Source organism: Bradyrhizobium sp. ISRA430, from assembly GCF_029909975.1.
Lineage (GTDB): Bacteria > Pseudomonadota > Alphaproteobacteria > Rhizobiales > Xanthobacteraceae > Bradyrhizobium.
Genome location: NZ_CP094516.1, coordinates 2,000,232 through 2,026,049 on the forward strand (window position 1 = coordinate 2,000,232; position 25,818 = coordinate 2,026,049).

The 25,818-nt window shown below is 62.0% G+C and carries 19 protein-coding genes; 11 read left to right on the plus strand and 8 right to left on the minus strand.

Going from position 1 to position 25,818, the window contains the following annotated elements; genetic code table 11:
- Nucleotides 1–19: 19 nt before the first annotated feature.
- A complete protein-coding gene (locus MTX21_RS10160) occupies nucleotides 20–1,051 on the minus strand; it encodes a sugar-binding transcriptional regulator (protein WP_280964659.1) in 1,032 nt (343 codons plus the stop codon).
- Between the two features lie 150 nt (nucleotides 1,052–1,201).
- Between MTX21_RS10160 and MTX21_RS10165 the strand changes: the two genes are divergently transcribed.
- Genes MTX21_RS10165 through MTX21_RS10175 form a run of 3 tightly spaced genes read left to right on the plus strand, consistent with a single transcriptional unit; the run spans nucleotide 1,202 to nucleotide 4,387 of the window.
- Complete coding sequence (locus tag MTX21_RS10165) at nucleotides 1,202–2,482, plus strand: FGGY-family carbohydrate kinase (protein ID WP_280964660.1); 1,281 nt, start codon at nucleotides 1,202–1,204, stop codon at nucleotides 2,480–2,482.
- The gene (locus MTX21_RS10170) at nucleotides 2,479–3,348 is read left to right on the plus strand and encodes a TIGR01459 family HAD-type hydrolase (protein ID WP_280964661.1); all 870 of its coding nucleotides are present in this window, start codon (nucleotides 2,479–2,481) and stop codon (nucleotides 3,346–3,348) included. Before MTX21_RS10165 ends, MTX21_RS10170 begins: the two co-directional genes overlap by 4 nt.
- Before the next feature lie 10 nt (nucleotides 3,349–3,358).
- On the plus strand, nucleotides 3,359–4,387 hold the full coding sequence (locus tag MTX21_RS10175) for a class II aldolase/adducin family protein (RefSeq protein ID WP_280964662.1): 1,029 nt from the start codon (nucleotides 3,359–3,361) through the stop codon (nucleotides 4,385–4,387).
- Nucleotides 4,388–4,675: 288 nt separating this feature from the next.
- On the opposite strand, the gene MTX21_RS10180 is transcribed toward MTX21_RS10175, so the two are convergent.
- The 5 genes from MTX21_RS10180 to MTX21_RS10200 form a co-directional block, all read right to left on the minus strand.
- Nucleotides 4,676–5,623, minus strand: coding sequence for an ABC transporter substrate-binding protein (locus tag MTX21_RS10180; protein WP_280964663.1), 948 nt, complete (start codon nucleotides 5,621–5,623; stop codon nucleotides 4,676–4,678).
- An 82-nt stretch (nucleotides 5,624–5,705) separates the two neighbouring features.
- Entirely contained in the window at nucleotides 5,706–6,743 is a 1,038-nt protein-coding gene (locus MTX21_RS10185) for a ribose ABC transporter permease (protein ID WP_280964664.1), read from the minus strand.
- Nucleotides 6,736–8,259, minus strand: coding sequence for a sugar ABC transporter ATP-binding protein (locus MTX21_RS10190; RefSeq protein WP_280964665.1), 1,524 nt, complete (start codon nucleotides 8,257–8,259; stop codon nucleotides 6,736–6,738). Before MTX21_RS10190 ends, MTX21_RS10185 begins: the two co-directional genes overlap by 8 nt.
- Nucleotides 8,260–8,396: 137 nt before the next feature.
- Nucleotides 8,397–9,842, minus strand: coding sequence for a xylulokinase (gene xylB / locus MTX21_RS10195; protein WP_280964666.1), 1,446 nt, complete (start codon nucleotides 9,840–9,842; stop codon nucleotides 8,397–8,399).
- Nucleotides 9,843–9,882: 40 nt separating this feature from the next.
- Nucleotides 9,883–10,596 carry a GntR family transcriptional regulator gene (locus MTX21_RS10200; RefSeq protein ID WP_280964667.1) on the minus strand — a complete coding sequence of 238 codons (714 nt, stop codon included), beginning with the start codon at nucleotides 10,594–10,596 and terminating at the stop codon, nucleotides 9,883–9,885.
- Between the two features lie 174 nt (nucleotides 10,597–10,770).
- Between MTX21_RS10200 and MTX21_RS10205 the strand changes: the two genes are divergently transcribed.
- The 7 genes from MTX21_RS10205 to MTX21_RS10235 all read left to right on the plus strand — a co-directional run bounded on the left by MTX21_RS10205 (nucleotide 10,771) and on the right by MTX21_RS10235 (nucleotide 19,334).
- A complete protein-coding gene (locus MTX21_RS10205) occupies nucleotides 10,771–12,417 on the plus strand; it encodes a sugar ABC transporter ATP-binding protein (RefSeq protein ID WP_280964668.1) in 1,647 nt (548 codons plus the stop codon).
- Entirely contained in the window at nucleotides 12,414–13,751 is a 1,338-nt protein-coding gene (locus tag MTX21_RS10210; protein WP_280964669.1) for an ABC transporter permease, read from the plus strand. Before MTX21_RS10205 ends, MTX21_RS10210 begins: the two co-directional genes overlap by 4 nt.
- Nucleotides 13,738–14,712, plus strand: a complete 975-nt coding sequence (locus MTX21_RS10215) for a substrate-binding domain-containing protein (protein ID WP_280964670.1) — start codon at nucleotides 13,738–13,740, stop codon at nucleotides 14,710–14,712. The genes MTX21_RS10210 and MTX21_RS10215 overlap by 14 nt, the downstream gene beginning before the upstream one ends.
- 152 nt (nucleotides 14,713–14,864) lie before the next feature.
- Nucleotides 14,865–15,320, plus strand: a complete 456-nt coding sequence (locus tag MTX21_RS10220; RefSeq protein ID WP_280964671.1) for an RbsD/FucU family protein — start codon at nucleotides 14,865–14,867, stop codon at nucleotides 15,318–15,320.
- 197 nt (nucleotides 15,321–15,517) lie between these two features.
- Nucleotides 15,518–17,176, plus strand: coding sequence for an extracellular solute-binding protein (locus MTX21_RS10225; RefSeq protein WP_280964672.1), 1,659 nt, complete (start codon nucleotides 15,518–15,520; stop codon nucleotides 17,174–17,176).
- Nucleotides 17,177–17,266: 90 nt separating this feature from the next.
- Complete coding sequence (locus MTX21_RS10230; protein WP_280964673.1) at nucleotides 17,267–18,382, plus strand: sugar ABC transporter permease; 1,116 nt, start codon at nucleotides 17,267–17,269, stop codon at nucleotides 18,380–18,382.
- A gap of 91 nt (nucleotides 18,383–18,473) precedes the next feature.
- Nucleotides 18,474–19,334, plus strand: a complete 861-nt coding sequence (locus tag MTX21_RS10235) for a carbohydrate ABC transporter permease (RefSeq protein ID WP_280964674.1) — start codon at nucleotides 18,474–18,476, stop codon at nucleotides 19,332–19,334.
- Between the two features lie 131 nt (nucleotides 19,335–19,465).
- Here the strand turns inward: MTX21_RS10235 and MTX21_RS10240 are convergent, their stop codons facing one another.
- Nucleotides 19,466–22,570 (minus strand): DEAD/DEAH box helicase, encoded by a 3,105-nt coding sequence (locus MTX21_RS10240; protein ID WP_280964675.1) that lies wholly within the window; start codon nucleotides 22,568–22,570, stop codon nucleotides 19,466–19,468.
- A gap of 589 nt (nucleotides 22,571–23,159) precedes the next feature.
- Nucleotides 23,160–23,759 carry a glycosyltransferase family A protein gene (locus MTX21_RS10245; RefSeq protein WP_280964676.1) on the minus strand — a complete coding sequence of 200 codons (600 nt, stop codon included), beginning with the start codon at nucleotides 23,757–23,759 and terminating at the stop codon, nucleotides 23,160–23,162.
- Nucleotides 23,760–24,764: 1,005 nt separating this feature from the next.
- Here MTX21_RS10245 and MTX21_RS10250 point away from each other — a divergent pair.
- Nucleotides 24,765–25,541, plus strand: coding sequence for a response regulator transcription factor (locus tag MTX21_RS10250; protein ID WP_280964677.1), 777 nt, complete (start codon nucleotides 24,765–24,767; stop codon nucleotides 25,539–25,541).
- The last annotated feature ends 277 nt before the right edge of the window (nucleotides 25,542–25,818 follow it).

Consider the following 25,818-nt stretch of genomic DNA (forward strand, 5'->3'; position numbering starts at 1 on the left):
AACCTCCCATTGTGCGCGTTTACTTTCCCTTGCGACCCTTGCTTTTGGCCTTGTTGTTCTTGCCCTTACCGGATGTTGCCTCCGGCTTGTCGGTAGTGAGTGCCTGAGCGGTCAGCTCATCGATGATGAGCCCGTGCAGGAGGCCGCTGCGCAGCACAGCACGCAACGCCGTCACCTTGGCCAGTCCGCCGCCAATGGCGACGATGCGATGTTTCCTGAGATCCGCCGCCTCCATCGAGGTGGCGCGCGCCGAGAGATCAATGTCGAGCATCTCGCCATCGGCATTGAAGAAATGTCCGAGCAGGTCGGCGCAGGCGCCGGCGCGCTTCAGTTCGACGACTTCGTCGGGCCTGATCATGCCGCTCGAAACCAGGAAGCCGTCGGCGTGGATCTGGCCGATACCGACGAACAGCAGCGATGCCTTGCGAGCGAGCGCGAAGACGTCGGCAATGCCAAACTGCTGCATCAGGACGGCGCGGTCGGCGACCGAATTTGCGAACACCGGAACGGGAAGAAGATAGGCCTCCGCGCCGGTGCGCTCCGCCAGGCGATGGATCACGTCAAACGGATTGGCCGCGAATTTCCGCGTCAAGCCGCCGAGCAACGACACAAACTGCACGCCGCGAGCCTGCGTCTGCGGTAGTTGTTCGACCATGGCTGCGAGCGTGCGGCCGTGACCGACGCCGATTATCTTGTGTTCGCCGCGCTCGAGAATCTGCCGCAGGAAACTCGCGCCTTCGAGCGCCAGCGCCTTCAGGGGCAGGTCGCCCTCTCCGAGATCGGGCGCGACACGGCAGAAGCTGAGTCCATAGCGTTCAGCGAGCATGTTCTCCAGCGCCACGCATTCGGCCACCGGCCCTTCCACGAACACGCGGATCATGCCTTCGCGGCTCGCGCGCGCGATCAGCCGATGCGCCTTGGTGCTCTGGATGTTGAGCCGGTCCGCGACCTCGGACTGGGTCAGCCCGGCGGCGAAGTAGAGCCACGCGGCCCGTGTCGCGAGCGACGCTTCGCCATCAACCGTCGGCAGCCTGTCGGAAGGTGTCGCCACGCCCAAAAAGCCCGCTTGCAAATTTCTTCACATCTTGCAAAAAATTGCAGAGACCGGTTGGAACGTCAATCCCCCAGACGTGCTGCAGTGCAGTCGAGCGAAGATTGCGTTGTCAGTCGAAAGAACATCACCACAGTGTTGTGAGGTCGAATGACGGGAGTATTCCTTGGTCTAGACGTCGGAACCGGAGGCGTCCGCGCCTGCGCCATCAATGCGCATGGCGATATTCTGGGCATGGAGTCGGCCGCTCTGCCCTCGCCCCGCCAGGATGGTGATGCGATCGATCAGGATCCGGAACTCTGGTGGACGGCGACGGTGGCTGCGGTCGGCAGGCTCGGCCACAAAATCGATCTTGGCCAGGTCAAGCGTGTCTCTGTTGATGGCACGTCCGGGACACTGCTCTTGATCGACGCAGCCGGCCGCCCTTGCACGCCGGGGCTGATGTATAACGATGCGCGGGCGAAGGCCGAGGCGGCCCGCATTGCCGCCGTGGCACCCGCGGAAAGCGGCGCACACGGTGCGAGCAGCGCGCTGGCAAAACTGCTTCACCTGTTGGGCCGCACCAGTGCCGGCGACGCGCGTTTCGCCGTGCACCAGGCCGACTGGATCGCCGGCCGGCTTGCCGGGCGGCACGGCGTCAGTGACGAGAACAATGCTTTGAAGCTCGGCTACGATCCCGTCACGCGCGCCTGGCCAGTCTGGCTCGATCAACTCGACGTCCCCCGCAAAATCCTGCCCGAGGTACTGGTGCCTGGAACCCCGTTTGCGGCAATTGCTCCCGAGATTGCAGGCACGCTCGGCCTGTCACCGTCAGCCCAGGTTACGGCGGGCACCACCGACGGCGTCGCCGCCTTCATCGCGACACGGGCGGATGCGCCTGGCGATGCCGTCACCTCGCTCGGCACGACGCTGGTGGTCAAGCTGCTGGCGACGCAACCGATCTTTGCCGCAGACCAGGGCGTCTATTCGCACCGGCTTGGCGAACGCTGGCTTGCTGGCGGCGCATCCAATTCGGGCGGCGGCGCGTTGCTGACGCATTTCACCGCCTCGGATATGGAGCGACTGACGCCGCTCCTGAGGCCGGAAGAGCCGACAGGCCTCGACTACTATCCTCTCGCCAAGCCGGGCGAACGGTTCCCGATTGCCGACCCGACGCTGGCCGCGCGGATTGCGCCGCGCCCTCCGGAAGACCACCGTTTCTTCCAGGCCCTGCTCGAGGGCATCGCATCGGTCGAGGCGCTCGCATACCAGCAACTGGCCCGGCTCGGTGCGCCGCCGCCCCGCCGTGTCATCAGCATCGGAGGTGGCGCGAAGAACGATGCGTGGACACAGATCCGGCATCGCCGTCTCGGCGTTCCCGTGGTCACCGCCGAGCAAACCGAGGCCAGCTATGGCGCAGCGCTGCTTGCCTTGCAGGGCAGTCCGTCATGAGGAACGGCACCATCGAAATCGAAGCACTGAGCGCGATCGCCGACCGGTTCGACCACGTGCTGCTCGATCAATGGGGCACGCTGCACGAGGGCGGCCCCGTCTTTCCGCCGGCGCGCGACTGCGTGGCAAGACTCAGAAGCGCTGGCAAGCGCGTGCTGGTGCTCTCCAACTCCGGCAAGCGTGCACGCAGCAATGAAGAGCGGCTGGAGCAACTCGGGCTGCCGCCAGCCGCCTATGATGGCATTCTGACGTCGGGCGAAGTGACCTGGAGCGGTCTGTACGCGCGAGACCGCGAGCCGTTCGCCGGTCTCGGCCGCTCTTGTTTGGTCATTACGCGCGGCGGCGATCATTCCATCATTGATGGACTCGATCTCGCGGTCGCGACCGACGTACGGAAGGCCGAGTTCATTCTGCTGGGCGGCCTTGACGATGCCGTCGCCGAACCAAAGCACTGGCGCAACGTCCTGATCTCGGCTGCGACACGCCGGCTGCCGATGCTCTGCGCCAATCCTGACCTGACCATGTTCAGCGCAGACCGATTGATTCCGGCACCAGGAGCCTTGGCGAAATTCTATGAGACACTTGGCGGCCACGTGAGATATGTCGGCAAGCCGCACGCGCCGATCTTTGATGCGGCGCTGGAACGATTGGGCCGGCCCGATCCAAAGCGCGTTCTGATGGTCGGCGATTCCCTTGATCACGATATCGCTGGCGCGAGGGCCGCCGGGATGCTGACGCTGCTCCTCACCTCAGGCGTGCACAGGGAGGCGCTGGCATGGGCGCCCGATACGCCGACAGCGATCTACGCGCTGGCCGGCTCGCAGAGCCGCACGCCGAATTGGATCATGAGCCGTCTAGCCTGGTGAGACAACCGCGATGCAAGCCCCTGCCCAACTCGGAGATCTTCGTCGCATGTCGGCACGCGTCGGCAACAACATGCTGCTGGTGCAGGCTGCCGGTGGCAATTCGTCGATCAAGCACGACGACGTGCTCTGGGTAAAGGCGTCGGGCACCTGGCTTGCGGATGCAGAAGCCAAGGACATTTTCGTGCCGGTCTCGCTTTCAGCCGCACGCGTCGCGCTGGCGCAGGGGGACGAGCGGGTGCCGCTTGCGCCGCATGCCACGACGACATTGCGCGCCTCGATCGAGACGTCGCTCCACGCACTGATGCCGCATCCGGTTGTCCTGCATGTCCACTCGGTCAACACGATCGCATGGGCGGTGCGAACCGACGCGCCCGATGAGCTTGCTCAACGACTAGATGGGTTGGCTTGGCATCGCCTCGACTATTTTCACCCGGGATTACCATTGGCGCGTGCCGTGAACGCCGTCATCGCACAGAATGCGATCGATGTCCTGATCCTCGGCAATCACGGCCTGGTGGTCGGCGCGGCAGACTGCGACGCGGCGGAAGCCCTGGTCTACGAGGTGGAAAAGCGACTCGCGCTAGCGCCGCGCCGCGCGCCACCGGTGAACGCGCAAGCGCTTCGCAAGATATGCACGGGGACAGACTACCGCTTGCCAGCAGATCCGCTATGCCACAGCATTGGCACCGACCGCTTTAGCCGTGCGATTGCGACAGGCGGCTCGCTGTACCCAGACCACGTGGTCTTCCTCGGTCCGGGTCTGCCAAGATTGGATGAAGGCAAAGACCTGGCTGCCATGACGGCGCACGCCAGCGCCAATCGACTGCCCCTGCCCGTTGCCGCTCTCACTGCAGGCATTGGCGCCGTCATTCGGAAGGACGCCAGCTCTGGGGCTGAGGCCTTGTTGACCTGTCTAGCGCTTGTGACCAGTCGCTTACCTCTGAGTGCCGAGATCGGCTACCTCTCGGTCGAGAATGAGCAAGCGCTTTTGAATTGGGACGCCGAACACTACCGGCGACAATTGACCGCTCATCGCTGACGAAGCTCCGCTGGAGCGCTCGCCTCTCTGTGTGCCTCGCGCCCGAGAGCGGTCCGGCCCGTTGCAGGTCAAGCAGGGGCTTCGGGTCAAGGTCCTTTTGAACAAAGGACCTTGTAGCCTTATCCGACACCAGCGGCGGTCAACGGCTCCGCCGGGGCCTCACACGACTAGTCGCGTGAGGCTCCTTACGTCGGTCGATCGATGCAATCGCTAGGATCTCCGAAGCGCGGGCTTTGTCAGCCAGGCACCGCCTGAGCGCCTCGGACCGCTAGAGCCGATGTGGAGTGGCTATTGCGACCGGTCCGAGGTCCAGCCCTTGTAATCCTTGACGTTGTCGCGGGTCACGAGCTTCGACGGCAAGAGCTCGACGGTCGAGGCCGGCTTCTGGCCATTGAGGATGCCGACACCGACCTGCACGGCGCGCCGCGCCATGAAGAACGGGTCCTGCGAAGCGGAAGCCTGGATCTGCGGCGCCGCGGGGTCCTTGAGTGCGGCCTCGATGTCGGGCGCGCCGTCCACCGCGGTGATGACAATGCCGCTCCGGCTTTGCTGGCGCGCCGCAAGGTCGGTGCCGATCGCCTGCGGATCGTTGATGGCGAAGATGGCGTCGATCTTGGGGAAGCGGGTCAGATAGCCCTGCGCGACGGTGAGGCCACCTTCGCGCGAGCCCTTGCCGTCCTGGTCGCTGGACAACACCTTGATGCCGGGATTCTTCGAGAAAACGCTCTTACAGCCGACGACGCGGTCGATCACGGCAGAGACCTGCGGCCCGTTCTCGATGATGACTTCGCCCTTGCCGCCCAACTTGTCGACGATGTACTGGCAGGAGATTTCGCCGGCCTGGACGTTGTTCGTGGTCACGGTAGCATCGGCTCCTTCTGCCGCGGTGTCGACCGCGACGACGACGATACCTGCTGCCTGCGCCTTCTTGATTGCCGGCCCGATCGCCTTGGGATCGCCTGGGTTCAACAGGATCAGGTCGACGCCGGCAGCAATGAAATTGTCGATCTGGGTGACCTGCTTGCCGAGGTCGTATTCGAAGCCGACCGTGGTGATCTTCACATTGGGATTGGTCTTCTTGGCCTCGAACTCGGCGCCCTTCGACAGCGCGACGAAGAATGGGTTACCCATCGAGCCGAGCGAGACGCCGATCGACTTGAGCTCCTTGGCGAAGGATGGCGCGGTACTTAGGGCAAGCGCCATCGCGGCGCCGGCGAGCGTGATCGTCTTAAACATTGGCTTCCTCCCTGGTCTGTCTTCATCCCCGGCACGGCAGACCAGTTGCCGCAACGGAAACTTCGTATCGGGCCTTGCGCACTCAGGTGCGCGCCGAGCCTTGCAGCCGGTAACGATCAAGCGCCACGGCGCCGATGATCACCAGACCCTTGATCACGTATTGCCAGATGTCGGAGACACCGATGAGGATGAGGCCGTTCGAGAGAACGGCGATGATCAGCGCGCCAACCAGCGTGCCCCAGATCGAGCCAATACCGCCGACGAATGAAGTGCCGCCGAGGATCACGGCGGTGATCGCGTCGAGCTCATAGGACTGGCCAAGCTGCAAGCCATTGGCCGCATAAAGCCGCGCGGCCTGCATGGCGCCGCCGAGCCCCGCGAAAAGTCCCGACACGCCGTAGACGAAGGTCAGCACGGCCCAGACCTTGATGCCGGCAAGCCGCGCCGCACTCTCATTGCCGCCTACCGCATAAATATGCACGCCGAGCACGGTTCGGCGCAGCACCAGCCATGAGACGAGAATGACGAGCAAGGCGATTACTGAAAGCCATGGGATCGACACGACGCCGGGAACGAGCGTCAGCGAGCCGTTGCCGATGAAGGCATAAGGAATTGAAGGATTGAACACAGTGGTATCGGCGCCGAGCAACCGCGCGAGCCCCCGTACGGCGGTGAGGGAACCGAGCGTGACAATGAATGGCGGCAGGCGGAGGAGTGCAATCAGCGCACCGTTGATGACGCCGAAGCCGAGGCCAGTGAGAACCGCGGCCGGCAGCCAGAGCGCGCCGAGGTCGGGCAGCTTGGAGACCGTCAGCCCGGCCATCGCAGAGGCCGCCAGGATCGAGCCGACCGAGAGGTCGATGCCGCCGGTAAGAATGACGAAAGTCATGCCCGCGGCGAGCACGGTGTTGACGGCGGCCTGTTGCAACACGATGCCGAGGTTTTGTCCGGTGAAGAAGCGGCCATCGGAGAGGAAATGAAACCCGATACAGAGGATCAGCAGAACCGGTAGCATGCCAGCCGCGCGGATCAGAAGCCTGATGCGCTGACGCTTGGTTTCCTGCGCGGCGACAAGCCCTGCAGCGGTGGCGGCTTCTGCCTTCGGAGGGCTGTCATGCATCGAGCTGCTCCATACCCGTGGCGAGAGCCATGATGTCTTCTTGGTTCAAGGGCGCCGTCGCCTCGCGCCTGATCTCCCCGGCGATGTGCCCGCTTCGCATGACGATTACGCGGTCGCAGATGCCGATGATCTCCGGCAGGTCGGACGAGATGACGAGAATCGCGGCGCCAGCCTTGGCGAGATTGTCGATGATCGCATAAATCTCGGACTTGGCACCGACGTCGACGCCGCGCGTCGGCTCGTCGAGAATCAGGACCTTTGGCCGGATCGCGAGCAAGCGCGACAGCAGCACCTTCTGCTGGTTGCCGCCGGACAGCGTGCCGACGGTGACGCCGACATTGGCGGCACGAATGCCGAGCGCCGCAAATGCCCTGTTGGCACGGTCGCGGGCCTTGTCGCGGTCGAGGACATAGCCGAGCCTGGCATCCCGGCCGAGCATCGCGAGATTGATGTTGTCCAGGCACGACATGTCCAGGAATAGGCCGAGCGCCTTCCTGTCTTCGGTCAGATAGGCGATCCCGGCGTCGAGCGCCTCACCAGGCGTGCGGATCTCGACCGGGTGTCCTTCCAACTCGAGACGACCGGAGGTCTTGGGCGACGCGCCGATGATGAGATGCGCAAGCTCGGTGCGACCCGCGCCGATGAGGCCTGCGAGCCCCACCACCTCACCTGCGTGCACGGTGAGCGAGCAACCTTTGACGCGCTGTCCATCGGCCATATCGACTGCCACAAGCACGGGGTGCCCGCGCCCCGCTTCGGGATCATGATCCTTCTTGTAGAACGAGGAGACGTCACGCCCGACCATCATGCGGACGATGGTGTCGGCGCGGATGTCCTGCTTGTCGAGCGAGCCGACCAGCCGGCCGTCGCGCAGCACGGTGACGCGGTCGCCGAGCGCGTAGACCTCGTCCATGCGGTGCGAGATGTAGATAATGGCAAGCCCCTCCGCCCGGAGCTGCCGGATTAGCGCGAACAGCCGCTCGCTCTCGCCGGCCGACAAAGCGGTGGTCGGCTCGTCCATGATCAGGATTTTTGATCGCGCGTGCAGCGCACGCGCGATCTCGACGAGTTGCCGCTGGCCCATGGACAGATGCGCCACCAGCGTCGATGGCAAGAAGTCTGCGCCCAGCCGTTCCAGGATCGGACCGACGCCCTGGCGCATGGCGCCGCGCGCCAACAAACCTGAACGCGATATCTCGCGGCCGAGATAAATATTCTCGGCGACACTGAGATTGGGGGCTAAAGATAGCTCCTGATAGATGATGGAGATGCCCGCAGCGCGGCCGCCGAGCGGGCCTTCGATCCGCACCGGCCTACCCTCGATGCGGATCTCCCCGCCGGGATCGGGCCTGTAGGCACCGGACAATATCTTCATCAGCGTCGATTTGCCGGCGCCGTTCTCGCCCATCAGCGCATGGATCTCGCCAGCATAGACGGTGAGATCGACCGCACGCAGCGCCTTGATGCCGAAAAAGGATTTTGAGACCCCGCGCATCTCGAGGATCGGATCGTCCATCGTGCCTCCCGACGCACAATGCGTTTCCCACCCGCGTCTCGATTTTTGCCAGCGCGGTTCGCGCATTAAACAAAACGCCGCGGCACAGAGCAATACCGAAGACGGCATGCCGAAGTATGTGCAACGCCAGATCGATGCTAGTGGCGCGGCCGGTACAGTTCGCGCCACGCAGGAATCCGCTCGGCATAGGCATCGACGAGCGCCCGTTCAGGTTCGAATGTCTCGATGCGTCGCGGCGGCGTGCAGACGGCCTCGATCGCTTCGCCCGTGACAGCAAGCCGCCCCAATCTCGCCGCACCAAATGCCGCTCCTGTTTCACCACCGGCAAAGCGATGGATCGGAACATCCAGAACGTTTGCCAGCACCGACAGCCAGAACCGGGACCGCGAACCGCCGCCGATGGCGTCGGCTTCCGCGACCGCAAGGCCGGCATCCACGAGCGCATCGCGGCAATCGGCCAGCGCAAAGGCAACGCCCTCGAGGACGGCCTGCACGATCGTTCCACGATCGGTGCCATGGCTCAAACCACCGAGCATGCCGCGCACGACGGGATCGTCGTGCGGCGTCCGCTCGCCCGCGAGATAAGGCAAGAAGCTCACGGGGGACGGCTCCTGCGGGCGCGACCCGAGCGGCGCCAGCAGTTCGGCCTCGGCGACGCCGAACAACTGCGCGATCCAGGCGAGGCAGGACGCCGCCGAGAGGATCGCACCGGCCTGAATCCACATTGCGGGAATGGCGTGGCAGAAGGTGTGCACGACGCGATCGGGGTTGGCGGCAATTCTGTTGGTCGGCACCAGCAAGGCACCCGAGGTTCCCAGCGACACGAACGCGGTTCCCGGCCGGATCGCGCCGATGCCGACGGCACCCGCCGGGTTGTCGCCGGCGCCGCCCGCGATCATCGGCCGTCTGGTCATGCCCCAGCGCCGCGCCAGCTCGCTGCGCAGTGTTGCTGCGGGCGCGCAACCCTCGACCAGACGCGGCATGTGCTTGCGCGACAGGCCGGTCGCCGCCAATGCTGCATCCGACCAATCCCGGCGCGCGACGTCGAGCCACAACGATCCCGACGCGTCCGAGACGTCCTCGATCGCTTCGCCGGTCAGGACCAGGCGCAGGTAGGCCTTGGGAAGCAGGACGAGTTTCGTGGCCGCAAAAATCTCAGGTTCGTGCGTCGCGATCCAGAGCAGCTTCGGCGCCGTGAATCCGGGCATCGCTTTGTTGCCCGACGTCGTACGCAAGGCGGGCCAGCGTTGCTCCAGAATACGACACTCAGTGGCGGAGCGTCCGTCATTCCAGAGGATGCAAGGCCGCAACGGCCTTGAGCGCGCATCGAGCAGCGTGGCGCCATGCATCTGGCCGGACAGCCCGATGCCTTCGACCGCCGCCAATTCGCCGGCATGCGTCTCCTTCAAGGCATCCAGCGTGGCAAAGGTCGCATCGATCCACTGCGCGGGATCCTGCTCAAAATAGCCGGGCTGCGGCGAGGCGGTCGTCAACGGCCGGCTCTCGCTTGCAATCACGCGCTGGGTGCCGTCAACGAGAACGGTCTTGACCGCCGAGGTGCCGAGATCGATGCCGAGATACATTGATGCTTTTGCCTGAAGCGCGATGTCGGTCGATACGGCCCTATTCCTCGAAGAAGCCGGGATGTTTCGCGACAAAGGCCTGCAGCTCCCGCGACACACGATCGAGATGATTGGCCATTTCGCTCCTTGCCTGCTCCGGTGCGTGCGCGGCAATCGCCCGATAGATGGCTTCGTGCTCGCGGAAAGTTCCCTCGGGCCGCCCGGGCTCGGGAAGCAGCGTCCGGCGCACGCGTTCGAGATGGGTGCGGATCGAATCAAGCACCTCGCCAACGCGCGCAAGGGCAAGGCTCTCGGTCATCTGACGATGAAACCTGGTGTCGAGCTCGTGGAAGCCCTCGAGATCTCCGCTGCTGATCGCAGCCCTTTGGTAGGCGATATTTTGGCCGAGGGCTTCGGTCGCATCAGCCGACATGTCGGCCGCACAGACCGCAACAACCTCCATCTCCAGCGCGCGGCGCATCAACATCCATTGCCGCACATCCTCAAGGCGGATCTTTGCGACGTAGGAGCCGCGCTGCGGCTCGACGATGACAAGCCCCTCGAAGGCGAGCCGATTGATCGCCGTCGTGATGGAAAGTCTCGACACATCGAAAGTGGCGCACCACTCATTCTTGTTGATCGGAGTTTCCGGCGCGAGCACGCCCGAGACGATGGCCCGCTTCAGCGCCACGTAAGCCCGGTCGACCTTCGAGCCGCCCGCATTGCGTGCTCGTGCGGCAACGGTGCCTCGGCTGAACCCGCCGACTGAATGCATGCTGTGATTCCCCGAGGCTAATTTTCACTTTTTCAGATTGCGAAGCTCAATTCCGCGGACAAACGCTTGACGGGTGACGGCTGATATAACTAGCATATCAGCAAAAGAGCAATGGGCAGCCTACCCCTGGGACGACTGGACGCGGGGGCAAAGCGGACCCGGGAGGAAATCCAGATGGAGACACGCTTCGGCGCCGTCAAAGCGCGTGAAGGGCGACGCGCGTCCCCGCCCTCTCCGCTTGTCGAGATCGGCAAGAAGTCAGCGGCCGGCGCGCACTCCGGTGAGGTCGTGCTGCTTGCCGATCGAGTCTCCAAATCCTTCGCTGGGGTGAAGGCGCTCCAAGATGTCGACTTCGATCTGCGTCGCGGCGAGGTGCACGCGCTGATGGGCGAAAACGGTGCCGGCAAGAGCACGTTGATGAAGATCCTCGCTGGCGTGCACACTGACTATCAGGGCGCCATTCTGGTCGAGGGCTGCACGGCATCGTTCACCGGCGTGCGCGACGCCGAGAATGCCGGCATTGCGATCATTCATCAGGAGCTCAATCTCGTTCCCGAGTTGAGCGTAGCCGACAATATCTTTCTTGGTCGCGAGCCGCTGATCGGAGGCATGCTCATCGATGGCCGCCGCATGGTGAGAGCGGCAGAACGCCTGCTGCAGCGCCTCGGCGTCACGATCGCCGCCGAAAGCCGCGTTGCCGAATTGCGCGTCGGTGAGCAGCAATTGGTCGAGATCGCCAAGGCGCTATCGCTCAATGCCCGCATCCTGATCATGGACGAGCCGACCTCGGCACTTTCGTCGTCGGAATGCGGGACGCTGTTCAAGATCGTGCGGCAGCTCGCGTCCGAAGGCGTCGCCATCATCTACACATCGCATCGCATCGAGGAGGTGCTCGATCTCGCCGATCGGGTGACGGTCTTGCGCGACGGCAGGCGGGTCGTCACGGCCCCGATCGGCGAATTGTCACGCGGCGCTATCATCTCGGCGATGGTGGGCCGCGACATGATCGCAAGCGACCGCGGCACCGTGGCGCAAAACGGCGCGATCGTCCTCTCCGTGTCCGATCTGACACTTGACACACTCGGCCCTCATGGATGGAAAAGAACGCTGCACGGCATAAGTTTTGAACTCAGACGCGGCGAGGTGCTGGGCATCGGCGGCCTGCTCGGCGCCGGACGGACGGAGATCCTGGAGTCGATCTTCGGCGTTGCACGCGGCTGGCGGGGCGGCGAGATCGCCATTGATGGCGTAGCCGTCGAGATTGGTTCGCCGGCCGACGCCTATCGCCTCGGCGTGGCGCTCGTCAGCGAGGACCGCAAGGAACGTGGCCTGCACCTTACCGCCTCGATCTGTGACAATATCGCGCTGCCCTCGATCAGCGCGATGTCGCGCTTTGGCCTACGTGCTTTTGCTGCGGAACGCGCCTTGGCGGCCGAAATGGTCCGCCGGCTCTCGGTCCGTTGCACCGGCATCAGCCAGCAAGCCGCGGCGCTCTCGGGCGGCAACCAGCAGAAGGTCGTGATCGGCAAATGGCTGGCCACCGAGCCTCGTATTCTTTTGCTCGATGAGCCGACCCGCGGTATCGACATCGGCGCCAAGCAGGAAATCTACCGGCTGATCTTCGATCTCGCCGCGCAAGGCCTCGGCATCGTCGTAGTGACCTCGGAGCTGCCGGAACTGTTGCTGCTCTCCGACCGGATCCTTGTGATGTGCGAGGGACGGCAGACCGGAATCCTTTCGCGCGAGAGCGCGACGCAGGAGGCGGTGATGCGCCTTGCCGCGCCGGGCATGGCGGCTTGGGCGCAGGAGACGGCCTCATGAAAGCAACGCTTCGCCTTTTGTCCCGGACCAAGCTCTATTGGGGCTTGCTGACTATCTGTCTGATCGGCGCACTTACCTCGCCGCATACCTCTTCCGGCAACAACATTTTTCTATCCTACGCCAACCTGACCGACGTTCTGCGCCAGGTCTCGATCACAGGCCTGGTAGCAACCGGTATGACCATGGTCATTCTCCTCGGTGGAATCGATTTGTCGGTCGGCTCAGTCATGGGATTCGCGACCGTGATCTGCGCGATGTTGCTCACCAAGCCGGGCTGGACTGCGGCCTCGATGATGGGCATTCCGGCAGCAACCCTGGTCGGTGGAGCCGTGGTAGCGCTTTTCGTGCGCTTCGTCTTCCGGGGTCTTGCGCGCGGCCACGATGTTAGCGCGGGGCGACGCCCACCGATTGCGCTCTCTCACTGGCGCAGCGTATGGATTCCCACGCTGATCGGCGTTGCCGTCGCGATTGCGATTGCTTGGTGGCTGACAACCCAGGTGCAGACCAAGTTCGGCGTGCTTGGTGTTCTGCTGATCGCACCTTGCTTGGCTCTGCTGCTCGGCGCCATCAACGGATTCCTGATCGTCTCCGGGCGGCTACAGCCCTTCATCGTCACGCTGGCGATGATGGTCAGCGCGCTTGGCGTCGCCCGACTCACCGCGGGGCAAGACAATGCCGTCGTGCCGGTTTATACCGGCACCAACGCCACCGAGGCCTTCGAGATGCTGCGCTCGATGCTCTGGGGCGTGTTGCCGGTGCCGAGCGTGTTCTTCCTGGCGGCAATCGTCCTGTTCGGCGCGATCCTGCGGTTCACGAGCTTCGGCCGCTATGCCTACGCGATCGGCGGCAATGTCGAGGCCGCCAAACTGTCCGGCATCAAGGTCGCGCAGGTCCAGCTTACCGCCTATCTAATTTCGGGGCTGCTCGCGGGAATTGCCGGTGTACTGTTCGTCGCGCAATACCGGCAGGGCAAGCCCGATGCCGGCGCCGGCCTCGAACTCGATGCGATCGCCGCCGTGGTGATCGGCGGCACCAGCCTGATGGGCGGTCGCGGCGGCCTCGCCGGCACCTTCGTTGGCGTTCTGATTTTCGGCCTGCTGTCGGATATCCTTCAGCTCCAAAACATCGACTCTAATGTGCAACTTCTGATGAAGGGGTTGATCATCGTCTGTACCGTGCTGGTGCAGGAGCAGAATCTCGGCCAGCTCATGGCCCGATGGCGGTTCAGCCGATCGGGCAAACTGCGCGCCGACCCGAAAACAGCCGAATCCTATCGGCTGCCAGGCGCTGCCAAGGCGCAATTTGCGAGGGAGGATCTGGATGAAGCGTCGTGAATTCTTGAAACTGTCGGCTACTGTGGCCGGCGCAACAATGACGTTCTACATGCCCACCGGATGGCGTCCTGCCAAGGCCGCCACCAAGTGGAAGGTTGGCTTCAGCCAGTGCACCACGCTGGAGCCGTGGCGCGTGCAATTCAACAAGGACATCCAGGCTGAGGCGAAGAACCATCCGGATGTCGACCTCATCATTACCGATGGTCAAGACAAGACCGAGAAACAGGTTGCCGATTGCGAAAACCTGATCGTGCAACAGGTCAACGTCCTCTTGATTTCGCCGAAGGAGTCGGCGGGACTGACCGGCGTTGTCGAGAAGGCGATCGACGCCAAGATCCCGGTCATTGTGCTCGATCGCAACGTCGAGACCAAGCGGATCGCCCAATTTATCGGCGGTGACAACGTCGCGATCGGCAAGGCAGCCGGCGAACATGCGGTGAAGCTCCTCGGCGGACCAGGCAAGGCGGCCGGCAATGTCGTCGAGATCTGGGGCGGCATGGGCACCCAACCCGCGCATGATCGCCACGACGGCTTCCATGCCTTCACCGACAAGGAGCCGGGCATCAAGTACCTGCTGAACAACCAGTCGGGGGACTGGAAGCAGGACAAGGCCTACAACATCATGACCACCGCGCTGCGCAATAACGAGAAGATCGATCTGGTCTATGGTCATAACGATCCGATGGCCTACGGTGCCTATCTCGCCGCCAAGGACGCGGGGCGAGACAAGGACATCAAGTTCATCATCGGCATCGATGGGCTGCCGGATGAAGGCGTCACCTGGGTCTCGAAGGGACAGCTTTCGGCGACATTCCTCTACGCAACGCCGGGCGCGGAAGGCCTGCGCCAGGCGGTCAAGCTCCTGAAGGGCGAGAAGCTGGAACCGGTGATCACCCTGCCCACGATGCTGATCACGAAGGAAAATGCGCCTGATATCCTGAAGAAGAACGGACTGCTCTGATCTGGCAGCTTACAGACGCGACTTAGCCGCCCAAGGAATCTGGTTCAATCTCGGTTGAACCAGACTCCAGCATTTGCACGCCGATATGGACACCGGCGCCCCCGACGTCGGATAGTCGTCAATCCAAAGAGCTGATCAAAAGGAGGCGCTGCATGCTGAAGTCGATCGACCCCATCCTGAATGCCGATATCCTTTATGCACTGCGGTCGATGGGGCATGGCGACGATCTCGTGCTCTGCGACACCAATTTTCCCGCCGACTCGGTCGCCCGCCAAACCGTGCTAGGGCGGCTGCTACGCATCGACAACGTCACCGCAGCTCGCGCCGCGCGCGCGATCCTGTCGGTACTGCCCCTCGATTCCTTCGTCGATAGACCCGCCTTGCGTATGGAAATCGTCGGCCATCCCGACGAAGTTCCGCCTGTGCAGGCGGAGGTGCAAAAGGAGATCAACGCCGCCGAAGCCCGCCCTCTCCCCTTGGGTTCGATCGAGCGCTTCGCCTTCTATGACCTCGCCAAGAAATCCTATTGCGTCATCCAGACCGGCGAGCGGCGCTTCTATGGCTGCTTCATCTTCAAGAAAGGCGTCATCCCACCTGACGCAGACTAGCTGATGCAGCCCTGCCGAGCTTCTGCTCGTGCGTGGATTCGTTGACATTGATTTGCGTCGTTGCATACTCGACGCGGCCTCCGTCAGCACCTTGACGACAAGAGATCTGCGAGCGTCATGTCCTCAGACCATGCTGTTCAGGCGGCCCAATAACCCAATAACTTGACACGATAACGTCAACGAAGGGAGGTTACGCAATGAAACAGCAAGAGCATGATCAGCATCCCGCACTCCGGCCGAACCGGCGCACGGTGCTGAAAGGCGCGGCCAGCGCCGCCGCGTTGGGCACGACGGGCGCGCTCGGCACGTTCTCCGAGCTTGCCTTGGCGCAAGCCAATCTGCGCGCCCAGATCACGCAAATTCCCGGTGTCGGCAAAGGTGCGCCAACCGACGCCGACTGGCAGAAAGTCGGCGAGCTCTGCCTCGGCCCGACCAAGGCGAGCATCAAGGAAGGCGAATTCAAGGGCGTCGAGCTCTCCTTCATGGGGCTGAACAATCAAAACCTCCACAATCTCCTGTTTCGCGGCTTCCTGAAGCCATGGGAAGCGTATACCGGTGCGAAAATTTCCTGGATCGATCTCGCCCAGGCCGACTACAATCCGCGCTTACAGCAAGCGATCGCGACCGGCACGGTCGACTTCGACATCCTCGAGATGGGCGCGCCGTTCGAGGGCGACGTCTGCGGCAAAGGGCTGGCGTCGGAGATGCCGGACTGGGTCAAGAAGCAGATCGATATCGACGATTATGTCGACTACCTGAAGCCGCCCGTCGGCACCTGGAACGGCAAGACCTATCGCGTCACCATCGACGGCGACTGCCACAACTTCAACTACCGCACTGACGTCTTCTCCGACCCAACCCTCGCCAAGGCGTGGAAAGACGCGGGCAATTCGAGCGAATGGGGCGTGCCGAAAACCTGGCAGCAGGTACAGGCGGTGACAAAATTCCTCAAGGGCAAGAAGATCAAGAACCAGAATGCGTTCGGCTACCTCGATGCGCCAAAGCCCTGGGGCGGGTTCGGCTTCTATTTCCTGGCCAGTCGTGCCTCGGCCTATGCCAAGCACCCCGACGACAAGGCCTGGCTGTTCGACATCGACACGATGAAGCCGCGCATCAACAATCCCGCCTGGGTGCGCGCCATCCAGGACGTGATCGACGCGCTGCCATTCGAACCCGCCGATCAGCTCAATGCCGATCCGAACACCACCGGCTTCCAGCAATTCCTGGCCGGCATCGGCTCAATGATTCCCTGGTGGGGCGACATCGGCCAGGTGGCGAAGGCGAGCGACACCTCCGTGATCGGCGACGTCGTCGGCTTCGACATCCTGCCGGGCTCGGACGATGTCTATAACGCCAAGACCGGAAAATGGGACAAGCTCGCAAGCGGCCCGAATCATGCACCGAATTGCGCCTATCTCGGCTGGGGCGTTTACGTCATGGCACGGGTCAACGGTGACGAGAAGAAGCACAAGGCTGCCTGGAGCGCGGCCGCGCATCTCGGCGGCAAGGACCTGTCGCTCTGGATGGTGATGTATCCGTCGGGCTTCCAGGCCCACCGCACCAGCCACTTCCAATTCGACGAGTGGGTCGCCGCGGGCTACGACCGCAAATACATCACGTCCTATCTGAACTCGCAGCTCGGCTCCTATAATCATCCCAACCGCGCAGTGGAGCCGCGCATCCCCGGCATCTTCCAGTATTACAGCATCGCCGAAGATGAGCTGACGAAGATTTTCGCCGGCAAGGTCGATGCCCAGACCGGCGCGAACAACATCGCCGCCGCCTGGGAGAAGCTGACCGACCAGATCGGCCGCGAGCGACAGATCGGGCTCTACAAGGCCTCGCTCGGCGCGTAGCTTCTTCGACTGCGAGAACCATCCAGACCCGGCTGGCGCCGCTTCAGACGCCAGCCGCACTTTAGCAAGAATCGGCAGAGTCGGATTGCGATGCAGAGTTCGGTCGATTTGGGCAATGAGCGCCTCGCGCCCGCCCCCCGGCGCGCGAGCGTCAGCCGGAAGAACGCTGGCCGGGCGCTGGTCGCGCTCGCTTCGCTCGGCCTCCTGCTCGTGATCCTCCTTCAGGGGCTGCACGCAACCGGTACAATCGCGACCGGATTCTCGGATTGGCGCCCGATCATGATCGCCTATGTGCTGTGGGCTATCGCGTTTGGAATCGGGCAAATCATCATCCGCGGCGAACGTGGTCAGCGCGCGCTGTTTCTGCTGCCGGCCGTGTTCTTCACGGTTGCAGTCGTGATATTTCCCACGATTTTCGGGATCTACATCGCGTCACTGGACTGGAATCTCTCATCGATCGACGGACCGCGCTTCAGCGGCTTCGACAATCTTAGAGGAATGCTGAGCGACACCTACTACTGGAACGCGCTCGGCAACATGGTCTTCTACACGGTTGCGGTGCTCGGCGAGTACGCGATCGCATTCGGGCTGGCGCTGCTGCTCAGCGCCGATATCCGGGCGCGAAAATTCTTTCGTGTGGTCTTCCTTCTGCCGATGATGCTTAGCCCGGTCGCAGTGAGCTGGATGGTCGGCAAATCCCTCCTGGAATATCGATTTGGCCCTGCAGCGACGCTTGCGCGCTATCTCGGATGGGATAATCCGGCCTTCTTTGCATCGCCCTGGATGGCGCGCTTGAGTATCCAGGCGATGGACGCCTGGGTGTCGATCCCGTTCATCATGATCATTCTGCTCGCAGGCCTGCAAGCGATGCCAAAGGAGGTGCAGGAAGCGGCCAAGGTCGATGGCGCGAATGGCTGGCAATCATTCTGGCACGTCACGTTCCCGATCATGCTGCCAGTCAGCATCACCGTCCTGATCATCCGCATCATCTTCAAGCTGAAGCTCGCCGACATCGTGATCAACGTCACCGCCGGAGGTCCGGGCGGCGCCACCGACACTGTGTCGAGCTTCATCTATCGCGTCTACCGCGACCGCTCGAATGTCGGATACGGCACGGCGCTCGCCATGGTCTATCTGCTGTTGATCATCGTGCTGCTCACCGTGATGTTACGACTGTCGAAGCGCTGGACACAGAAGGTTATCTAGGACCCAACCAAGGGAGTTTGAGCGATTGGCTATGTCGAGTGTGGCATCAAACCCGGTCCGAAAGCATTCCGCAGCGCCGCGCGCCAAGCGGATGCTTGGCCGCTTGCTGATCTACGCTGCACTCCTGTTCTGGACGCTTATCTGTCTGTTCCCAATCTACTGGACCGTCACCACCTCGTTCAAATCGGCGGTCGACGTGACGCAAGCCCACCTGATTCCCTGGGTCGATTTTCAGCCGGACTGGAAAGGATGGCGCTCGCTTGGCCTGTCACCAGATACACTGTTCGGCACCTCGACTGCCCGCTCCGAATTCGTGAACCGCTTCGTCAACAGCGTCATCACGTCGGTCGGCGCATCCTTGCTAGCGCTGATCTTAGGATCGCTGGCAGCCTATGGCCTGAGCCGCTTCCGCTACAAATTCGCCTGGATGCGCAACGACGATATCCTGTTCTTCTTCATGTCCCAATTGATCCTGCCGCCGGTCGTGCTCGCGCTGCCGTTCCTCGTCCTCTACAAGGCATTGGCCCTGCTCGACACGCGCTTCGGTCTTGTCCTGCTCTACACCCTAACGGTGCTGCCGATCGTCATCTGGATCATGCGCGATCAGTTCAACGCGATTCCGATCGAGCTCGACGAAGCCGCCTTCGTCGACGGCCTGTCGACCTGGGGCGCCTTCCTGCGCATCATTCTGCCGCTCGCCGTTCCAGGAATGGTGGCCGCATTCATCCTCTCGCTGGTGCTGTGCTGGAACGAATACTTCTTCGCGGCGCTGTTGACGAGCACGGACGCGAAGACACTCCCCGTGATGGTGGCCAGCCAGACTGGCTCGCAGGGCATCAATTGGTGGTCGATGGCGGCGCTGTCGACGGCGGCGATCGCGCCGCTCGTCCTGGTCGGCATTTTCCTCGAGCGCTATATTGTCAGCGGCCTGACCACGGGAGCAGGAAAGTAACTCGCAAGGCTCACCCGGAGGCGCTGACACAAGCTTCGAGCGCGAGCGCTAGTTCGAAGGGACGAGGCGTCGCGCGTGCAACGTGCCGGCCTTCCGCGGTTACGCTTTCGTCCGCTGCGCCGACAGCGCGATCATTCGTCCAGGACATCGAAGAGGTTTTCGACTTTTCCGAGCGGCCCATCAGCTCCGTTGCTGGCATAGACGACCCGATCGCCGTCACGCTGCAGCGATCGCGCCTTGGACTTTCGCAATCGTCCCGGAAGGAATGTCGCGGCGACCGCTTCTGCTCCGACATCCAGCCTTATGATCCCTCTTCGCCTGCAATCGATCCTAAGCCTTGCTGCAGCGAAGAATTCGAGCGCCGCTGGCGGCAACTTTCCAAAACGACGGAGAGTCTCCTCTTCGAGGTCGTCCAGCTCATCCTCGCTTCGGCACCGAGAGGCGCGGGCGTAGATTTCGAGCCGAACGGCTTCCGATTGCACATAGTCTGCCGGCAACATGTCGGCGATCGGAAGATTCAGGTCGGGCACCCACAGGTCGGCCGTTCTGTCGTCGACCTTCTCCGAGGCCAGCTTCAAGAGATGGCTGTAGAGCACGGGCCCGAACACCTGAACGTGGCCGGACTGCCGCTCCGAGAGCAGATCTCCCGCTCCTCTGAGGTCCAGGTCCCGCGCACTGATTGCAAAACCGGCACCAGGCCTGCTGAACTCCTCCATAACCGCAAGCCGCTTCTCGGATCGCGCCGCATCCGACTCGGTCAACAGATACGCAAACGCGCGTATGCCGCCGCGCCCCACCCTGCCCCTGAGCTGATGGAGCTGAGCGAGACCGAACCTTTCGGGCCAGCAGACCACGATCGTATTTGCGCGCGGGATATCCAGGCCGCTCTCCACGATGTTGGTCGCGAGCAGAACATCCGCCTCGCCTTCGACGAAGGTCATCATCCGGTCGTCCATTTCGTCTGCGCTTAACCTGCCATGGAGACAGACAATGCGCAGATCCGGGGCCAGCGTTTGCACGCGCACCAGCATCGGATCGAGATCCTGAATACGCGGGCAGATCAGGAAGCTTTGCCCGTGGCGCCTCTGTTCGCGCAACAACGCCGCGGCAATGGCAGCATCGGAAAGCGGCGCAATTCTCGTGGCGACCGGAAGCCGGTGAGCGGGTGGAGAGGCAATGACGCTGAGATCCCTGAAGCCCGCGAGGCCTGCCGCGAGGGTCCGCGGTATCGGCGTAGCGCTCATCCAGAGGGCATGAACACCCTTGGCGAGCCCTGATAGCTTTGCCTTTTCGGCCGCGCCAAAATGCTGCTCCTCGTCGATAATGACCAAGCCGAGATCGCGGAACTTCACGTCCTTCGAGACAAGAGCGTGAGTTCCAACTACGACCTTCAATCTTCCGCTCTTCAGCCCCTCCTTCGTCTCCCTCAGCTCCGAGGTCGATGTGGCGCGCGACAAGCTTCCCACTTCGATATCGAAGGCAGCAAATCGCTTGCGGAACGTCGCGACATGCTGCCTCGCTAGGACGGTCGTCGGCACCGCGATCGCCACCTGCCGTCCTGACAGCACGACGGCTGCCGCCGCCCGCAAAGCCACCTCAGTCTTTCCGAACCCGACATCGCCGCAAATCACCCGATCCATGGGATGACCGGCCGCAAGATCATCCAGGACGTCGCGAATGGCCTTCGCCTGATCGACTGTCGTGAAGAACGGAAAGCGTGCGACAAACCTCTCATAGAGGGGCCCCGGAGGGACGAGTTTCGAAGCCCGCCGACGGCGACGCTGGCTGATATGTTTGGCGAGTTGCCTGCCCGCAATCTGAATCTCGTGCTCGGCCTCCGTGCGGCGCGCGAACCACGTACTTCCGTCCGCTTTATCCAATGACAGCCTGCCCAGTTCGGAAGCATAGGGCCAGATCAAGGCGAGGTCGGCGGGCGGAACGAGAACGGCATTGTCACCCGCAAAGACGAGCCTGATCATTTCTCGCGAGGCACCACCTCCCGTCGCCACAGTCTGCAGTCCGTCGAGCAGGGCTAATCCCCGCTGCAGATGAATGACCACAGCACCCTGCTCCGGCATATTCAGATGGCTGAAACCGGCACCCCAGGTTCTCGCCAAAGGCTGGGGATGATGAGCCTTGCTGCCGAGCACGTCGGAAGCCGTAACGACGACAAGAGGTTTACTGTCAGGCACGACAAAACCGGCGTCGAAGTCGGCGAGAAGTGCAGCTTCTCGATTGCGTGCCGCCGCCGCCTGACTCCAACCCACAAAGCGCTCCGCCTTGACTCCGCTCATTCGCTCCATCACACGCAGGTCATCTTCCTGCGCTGCGACAAAAGCCAGCCGAAAGCCGGCACTTCGCGTCTCGTCGACGAACGTGCGTAGCGCCTTCCTCGGTGATGCAGCCTTCGAAAAGTCTGGGACAGGACGGAACGGAGCCTGTCGCGGCAAGATGTCCATGCGCTTGATCGCATCCCTCCATTCGCGCCGTCCGAGGTAAGTGTGCTCCCTATCGGCGCGACCAGCCGCCTCCTCGATCGTGCTCAGCCAATTGTCGGCGTGAACCTGAACGCCGGCATCCGCAATCCACTTGGCCCGGCCGCAATACTCGAACAGGGTAGAACGTTTTCCGCGCCTGTTTCCCAGCATCATCCGCTCCGACATCGGATCGATGAGCAGCTCTTTGGTCTCAAAAACGATGTGATGCTCGATCGGATCGAATGCCACAATCCGACGTATCAACCGGCCGGAATGCTCTACCCTGAATGGCCCGAGGGCTCCGGCGGGAAATATCTCGAATGTCTGGCCGTGAAAAAGCGCATCACCGGGATAGCGGGCATCCTCATCGAGCTCGTATCCGAGAGCCTCGAACCGCGCCCGGAGATCTTGCTCGGAGAACTCCGTGCCCACTTTCAGACGGAGCGTCAGCCGAGACCAACTTGCCGGCGTTGGCAGGCGCTCCATCACGGCCTCGGCAGTGGACACGAGAAGGATGGGCTTCTCGGGTTTGGCAAGATGCCTCAGGACCGCGCTTCGTCGACCTGCGATTTCGTGCGACGGCTCCATTTGATCGAACGGCAGCGTGTCCAGCCGCGGGAAAACCAGTACTTCGCACGAGGCGTCGAGGGCATGAATGATGGCCCCCAGCCGCTCCGCCTTATTCTCGTTTTCGGCCAGAAACACGACGCCTTTGCGCCCCGACTTCCCCCACTGCGCGAGCAGATAGAGGCTCAACATGCCGAGGGGAGATGACGAGGAGATCGCAATCCGAGCTGATGATTTCTTTCGCTTCGCTGCCCTGCCGGCAACGCGCGCTCTACTGGAACCGCCCACGTGGACCCCATCGCTGAGTCGCGACCAGCGAGAGCTGGTGGCGCGTATTATCCTGCAAAAGCGCGCTCCGCTATGGGTGCGACGCTCCGGGCTGCGTACATATGCGAATTCGGGGCCGGACGCACGCTTCCGCCTCGGCCTTCCCTGTCATCTGCTCGGAACGGGAATGGCAATGCCGTGGCAGCTCGTCAGGCCTGATTTGTTCACGACGGGACACCTGGCCGAGGGACATGCTCGTTGGCCTCGAGCTGGCCCTCAAGCAACTACTACCACGACACATCGTGATGAGGCCAATCATGACACTGGCTCGTGGACAACGAATGCCATGGATCAGGGCCGAGCGGATCGGACGGCCTCGACTTCGGCACTAGGGTCGTGCTGAACTGTCGACCTTCTACCGAGCGGGCGGAGCCGAGAAAGCATTCGCCCGAGAGACGAGGTCCTCATCAAGCGCTTGAAAAAGCGTCGGGCATCGTAGCTTGCAACGCAATCATTAAGCAGGACTGCACGCGCTTCCGTATATCCTTCGTGAGTAACTGGCGCGCGCATACTCGAGCATCAGGAAATTTGCATATCGTTTGGCACTCTTGACCAATGCCGGCGGAACCCTGCCATCTCCTATTAACCCGGGAAGGCGCTGCGCAAAGATTGGAGCGGCGGCGCGGTTGCTCGATGAGCAGGCGCCGGTATAAGTTGCCGACAATCTCGCGTTGTAGAAGAACGGGCCTCGGCAGGCTAACCGGCACCACATGTCGATATCTTCGCCGGACGCGATTCCTTCCGCAAAGAGCCCTGCCGCGAACAGTTCGTCCTTGCGAACCATGATCGAGCTTGAACTCGCGGGATAGTCCCCGCTGGAAAGTGCGAATGTAAAATAGTCATCCACCCCTTGCGGCAGCACCGCTGGATCGATCAACGGGTGACCGGTGCGGCTTTCCAATCGCAGATTGCTGATGACGGCGATTGCCGCAGTCTTGTCCGTAGGCCGCTGCAGGCTCTCCAGATGGCCGGGTGACCACAGGTCGTCGCCATCCAGGAATGCGATCCATTTCCCCTGCGCTGCTGCGATTCCTGGCCGCCGATACGCCTGCATTCTCCTGCTGGATGAGACGCAAGTCGGGAACGCCTGCCGCCTTCACCAGCTCAGCGCTCCCCTCCGTTGATCCGTCGTCGACGACGATCAACTCAAAATCAGTTCGGCCCTGGCTTGCCACTGAAGAAAGCGTCTTCAGGATACAGTGGGCTTTGTTGTAGAGCGGTATTACAACGGAAACGAGAGGATTCGTCACGCCATCGGATCTCGCTAGAGTCACAATCTTGCAGCATACGAAATAACTGCCTGCATCGCAGGCGCTGCAGGGTTGGAAACGGCCCAAACGTGCCACCTCAAGCATGCGCCGCAATTCGCTCAGCGCCACCCATCAATTGGATATCGTCAGGAGATGGGGAAGTACTCCTGTCGGCCTGTAAGCACCGCCGACGGTTTGGAAATCTCGTCCTTACGCTGCAGCGGTCCGTTCGCCCGTCAGCGCGAACACTAGTTTGCCTCGATCTCTGCGAACGTCAGCGAATTTCCGCCGCTCAAAACACACGTTGAGCAGACTTCACGATGGCAAATGCATACGACCTTGGATTGGCTTGTCGAACAAAAAAGATGCGATTCGCAGGAACCGGCCACGACCCGCGGTGTTTCCTCCCTCGTCCATTTGGCGCCCATTGCTGCTGTCGCCAACTTAGCTCGAGTGACAGGGCCAACTTTGAAAACGTGAACCTCACTGGCTCATTTGAAAGCTGTTCCGGTTGGTGCAACCGTCGACGCCGATCTGGAAAGGACTAGCTCATTCGGTTTAACTAGACTCTCGGATTTGGATCACCGTCTAATCGACACAAGGTTCCGCTCCTACACTTTTCGAGAAACTTGTAACAACTTTTGTTTTCAGAACTCTGACTTTATTAACATTTGATATGTCCCGCCTTTTTCGGATCGGATGTGTTGCACAAAGAGATTAGGAAAACTTGGCAATGAAACTGCAAGGGAGCACGTTCTTCCGAAGGGGGAACTGATAAAGGTTCTACTTCCATTTGAGGCGAGTTGAGTATGTCAAATGAGCCGGTGGTGCCAACATTCATCCTTGAGGACGATGGACTATTTCGAGAGGGTCTCCGCCTCATCCTATCCAGAACTTGTTTCCGTCCACAGTGTTGCGGAATTGAACTCGACGATCTCGGCGCGCTGCCGTGTGATAAGCCTTTCCTGGTCATCGTCCGCGTAGGGCCGAGCCGAGATTTCATCTGTAAGCGAATTAGAACTCGTTGCCCGCTGTCGTTCATCGTTGCTGTTGGCGACGAGAGCAGTGCGCAACATCTGAAGAGCGCGTTGGATGAGGGAGCTAACGCGGCGATCTTCAGCTCGATCATGCCGAGAGTTCTCGTGAGCTCGCTGCACACCGTAACAAGCGGACAGATCACGGTTATCGACGCGCGTCTTTGGTCAACCGAGATCGAGCTGCATCTCGACCGTCGATTCTCGCTGCCAGCGCAAACTGTGTCGCAGTGGGACCCTGTTGTTGACACCGAATCACACGTTTTCAAACAACTCTCCGCGCGCGAAATCGCTATTCTCGATCGCATCGTCCGAGGCGATTCGAACAAGCACGTGGCGCGACATTTCAAAATCGCGGAGCCTACCGTCAAAGCGCACGTGAAAGCGATCTTTCGCAAGATCGGCGTGACCAACCGTACCCAAGCGGCGATTTGGGCGATGAATCATCGGTTGAATGTACCGTCGGATACGGCGGAGCTGGTCGAACATCTCGAACCGCTCGCGCAAGACCTAGATGGAGCGATCGAGGACAAAGGCGCTTCTGCGGCATGAGCCACCAGATTTCGACTGTATCTGCGACGGACATTGTGGGAGACCCAATTTCGATCAAGGGAGCTGCGCGCTGACGAGGTGACGCTTTCGATCTCCGATCGTCGCGACAGCTCAACGCTCATCTATTCCCTGCCCCAGCGACTCCTTGACGTGCATATTCGCCGGTCCGACGCGCGCCTCCCCACTTCACCAGCGGCGGCGGCCGTGGCCAAGCCCGAGCCCATTCCTGCTCCGCTCCAGGCAGTCCTGTCTTCGCCAAACCAGTTGCGCGGGAACC

What these genes read in the sequence shown, in the direction of transcription:
- MTX21_RS10165 (WP_280964660.1), top strand. Translation starts at nt 1,202, where the DNA reads ATGACGGGAGTATTCCTTGGTCTAGACGTCGGAACCGGAGGCGTCCGC.
- MTX21_RS10170 (WP_280964661.1), top strand. Translation starts at nt 2,479, where the DNA reads ATGAGGAACGGCACCATCGAAATCGAAGCACTGAGCGCGATCGCCGAC.
- MTX21_RS10175 (WP_280964662.1), top strand. Translation starts at nt 3,359, where the DNA reads ATGCAAGCCCCTGCCCAACTCGGAGATCTTCGTCGCATGTCGGCACGC.
- MTX21_RS10180 (WP_280964663.1), bottom strand. Translation starts at nt 5,623, where the DNA reads ATGTTTAAGACGATCACGCTCGCCGGCGCCGCGATGGCGCTTGCCCTA.
- MTX21_RS10185 (WP_280964664.1), bottom strand. Translation starts at nt 6,743, where the DNA reads ATGCATGACAGCCCTCCGAAGGCAGAAGCCGCCACCGCTGCAGGGCTT.
- MTX21_RS10190 (WP_280964665.1), bottom strand. Translation starts at nt 8,259, where the DNA reads ATGGACGATCCGATCCTCGAGATGCGCGGGGTCTCAAAATCCTTTTTC.
- xylB (WP_280964666.1), bottom strand. Translation starts at nt 9,842, where the DNA reads ATGTATCTCGGCATCGATCTCGGCACCTCGGCGGTCAAGACCGTTCTC.
- MTX21_RS10200 (WP_280964667.1), bottom strand. Translation starts at nt 10,596, where the DNA reads ATGCATTCAGTCGGCGGGTTCAGCCGAGGCACCGTTGCCGCACGAGCA.
- MTX21_RS10205 (WP_280964668.1), top strand. Translation starts at nt 10,771, where the DNA reads ATGGAGACACGCTTCGGCGCCGTCAAAGCGCGTGAAGGGCGACGCGCG.
- MTX21_RS10210 (WP_280964669.1), top strand. Translation starts at nt 12,414, where the DNA reads ATGAAAGCAACGCTTCGCCTTTTGTCCCGGACCAAGCTCTATTGGGGC.
- MTX21_RS10215 (WP_280964670.1), top strand. Translation starts at nt 13,738, where the DNA reads ATGAAGCGTCGTGAATTCTTGAAACTGTCGGCTACTGTGGCCGGCGCA.
- MTX21_RS10220 (WP_280964671.1), top strand. Translation starts at nt 14,865, where the DNA reads ATGCTGAAGTCGATCGACCCCATCCTGAATGCCGATATCCTTTATGCA.
- MTX21_RS10225 (WP_280964672.1), top strand. Translation starts at nt 15,518, where the DNA reads ATGAAACAGCAAGAGCATGATCAGCATCCCGCACTCCGGCCGAACCGG.
- MTX21_RS10230 (WP_280964673.1), top strand. Translation starts at nt 17,267, where the DNA reads ATGCAGAGTTCGGTCGATTTGGGCAATGAGCGCCTCGCGCCCGCCCCC.
- MTX21_RS10235 (WP_280964674.1), top strand. Translation starts at nt 18,474, where the DNA reads ATGCTTGGCCGCTTGCTGATCTACGCTGCACTCCTGTTCTGGACGCTT.
- MTX21_RS10240 (WP_280964675.1), bottom strand. Translation starts at nt 22,570, where the DNA reads ATGTTGAGCCTCTATCTGCTCGCGCAGTGGGGGAAGTCGGGGCGCAAA.
- MTX21_RS10245 (WP_280964676.1), bottom strand. Translation starts at nt 23,759, where the DNA reads ATGCAGGCGTATCGGCGGCCAGGAATCGCAGCAGCGCAGGGGAAATGG.
- MTX21_RS10250 (WP_280964677.1), top strand. Translation starts at nt 24,765, where the DNA reads ATGTCAAATGAGCCGGTGGTGCCAACATTCATCCTTGAGGACGATGGA.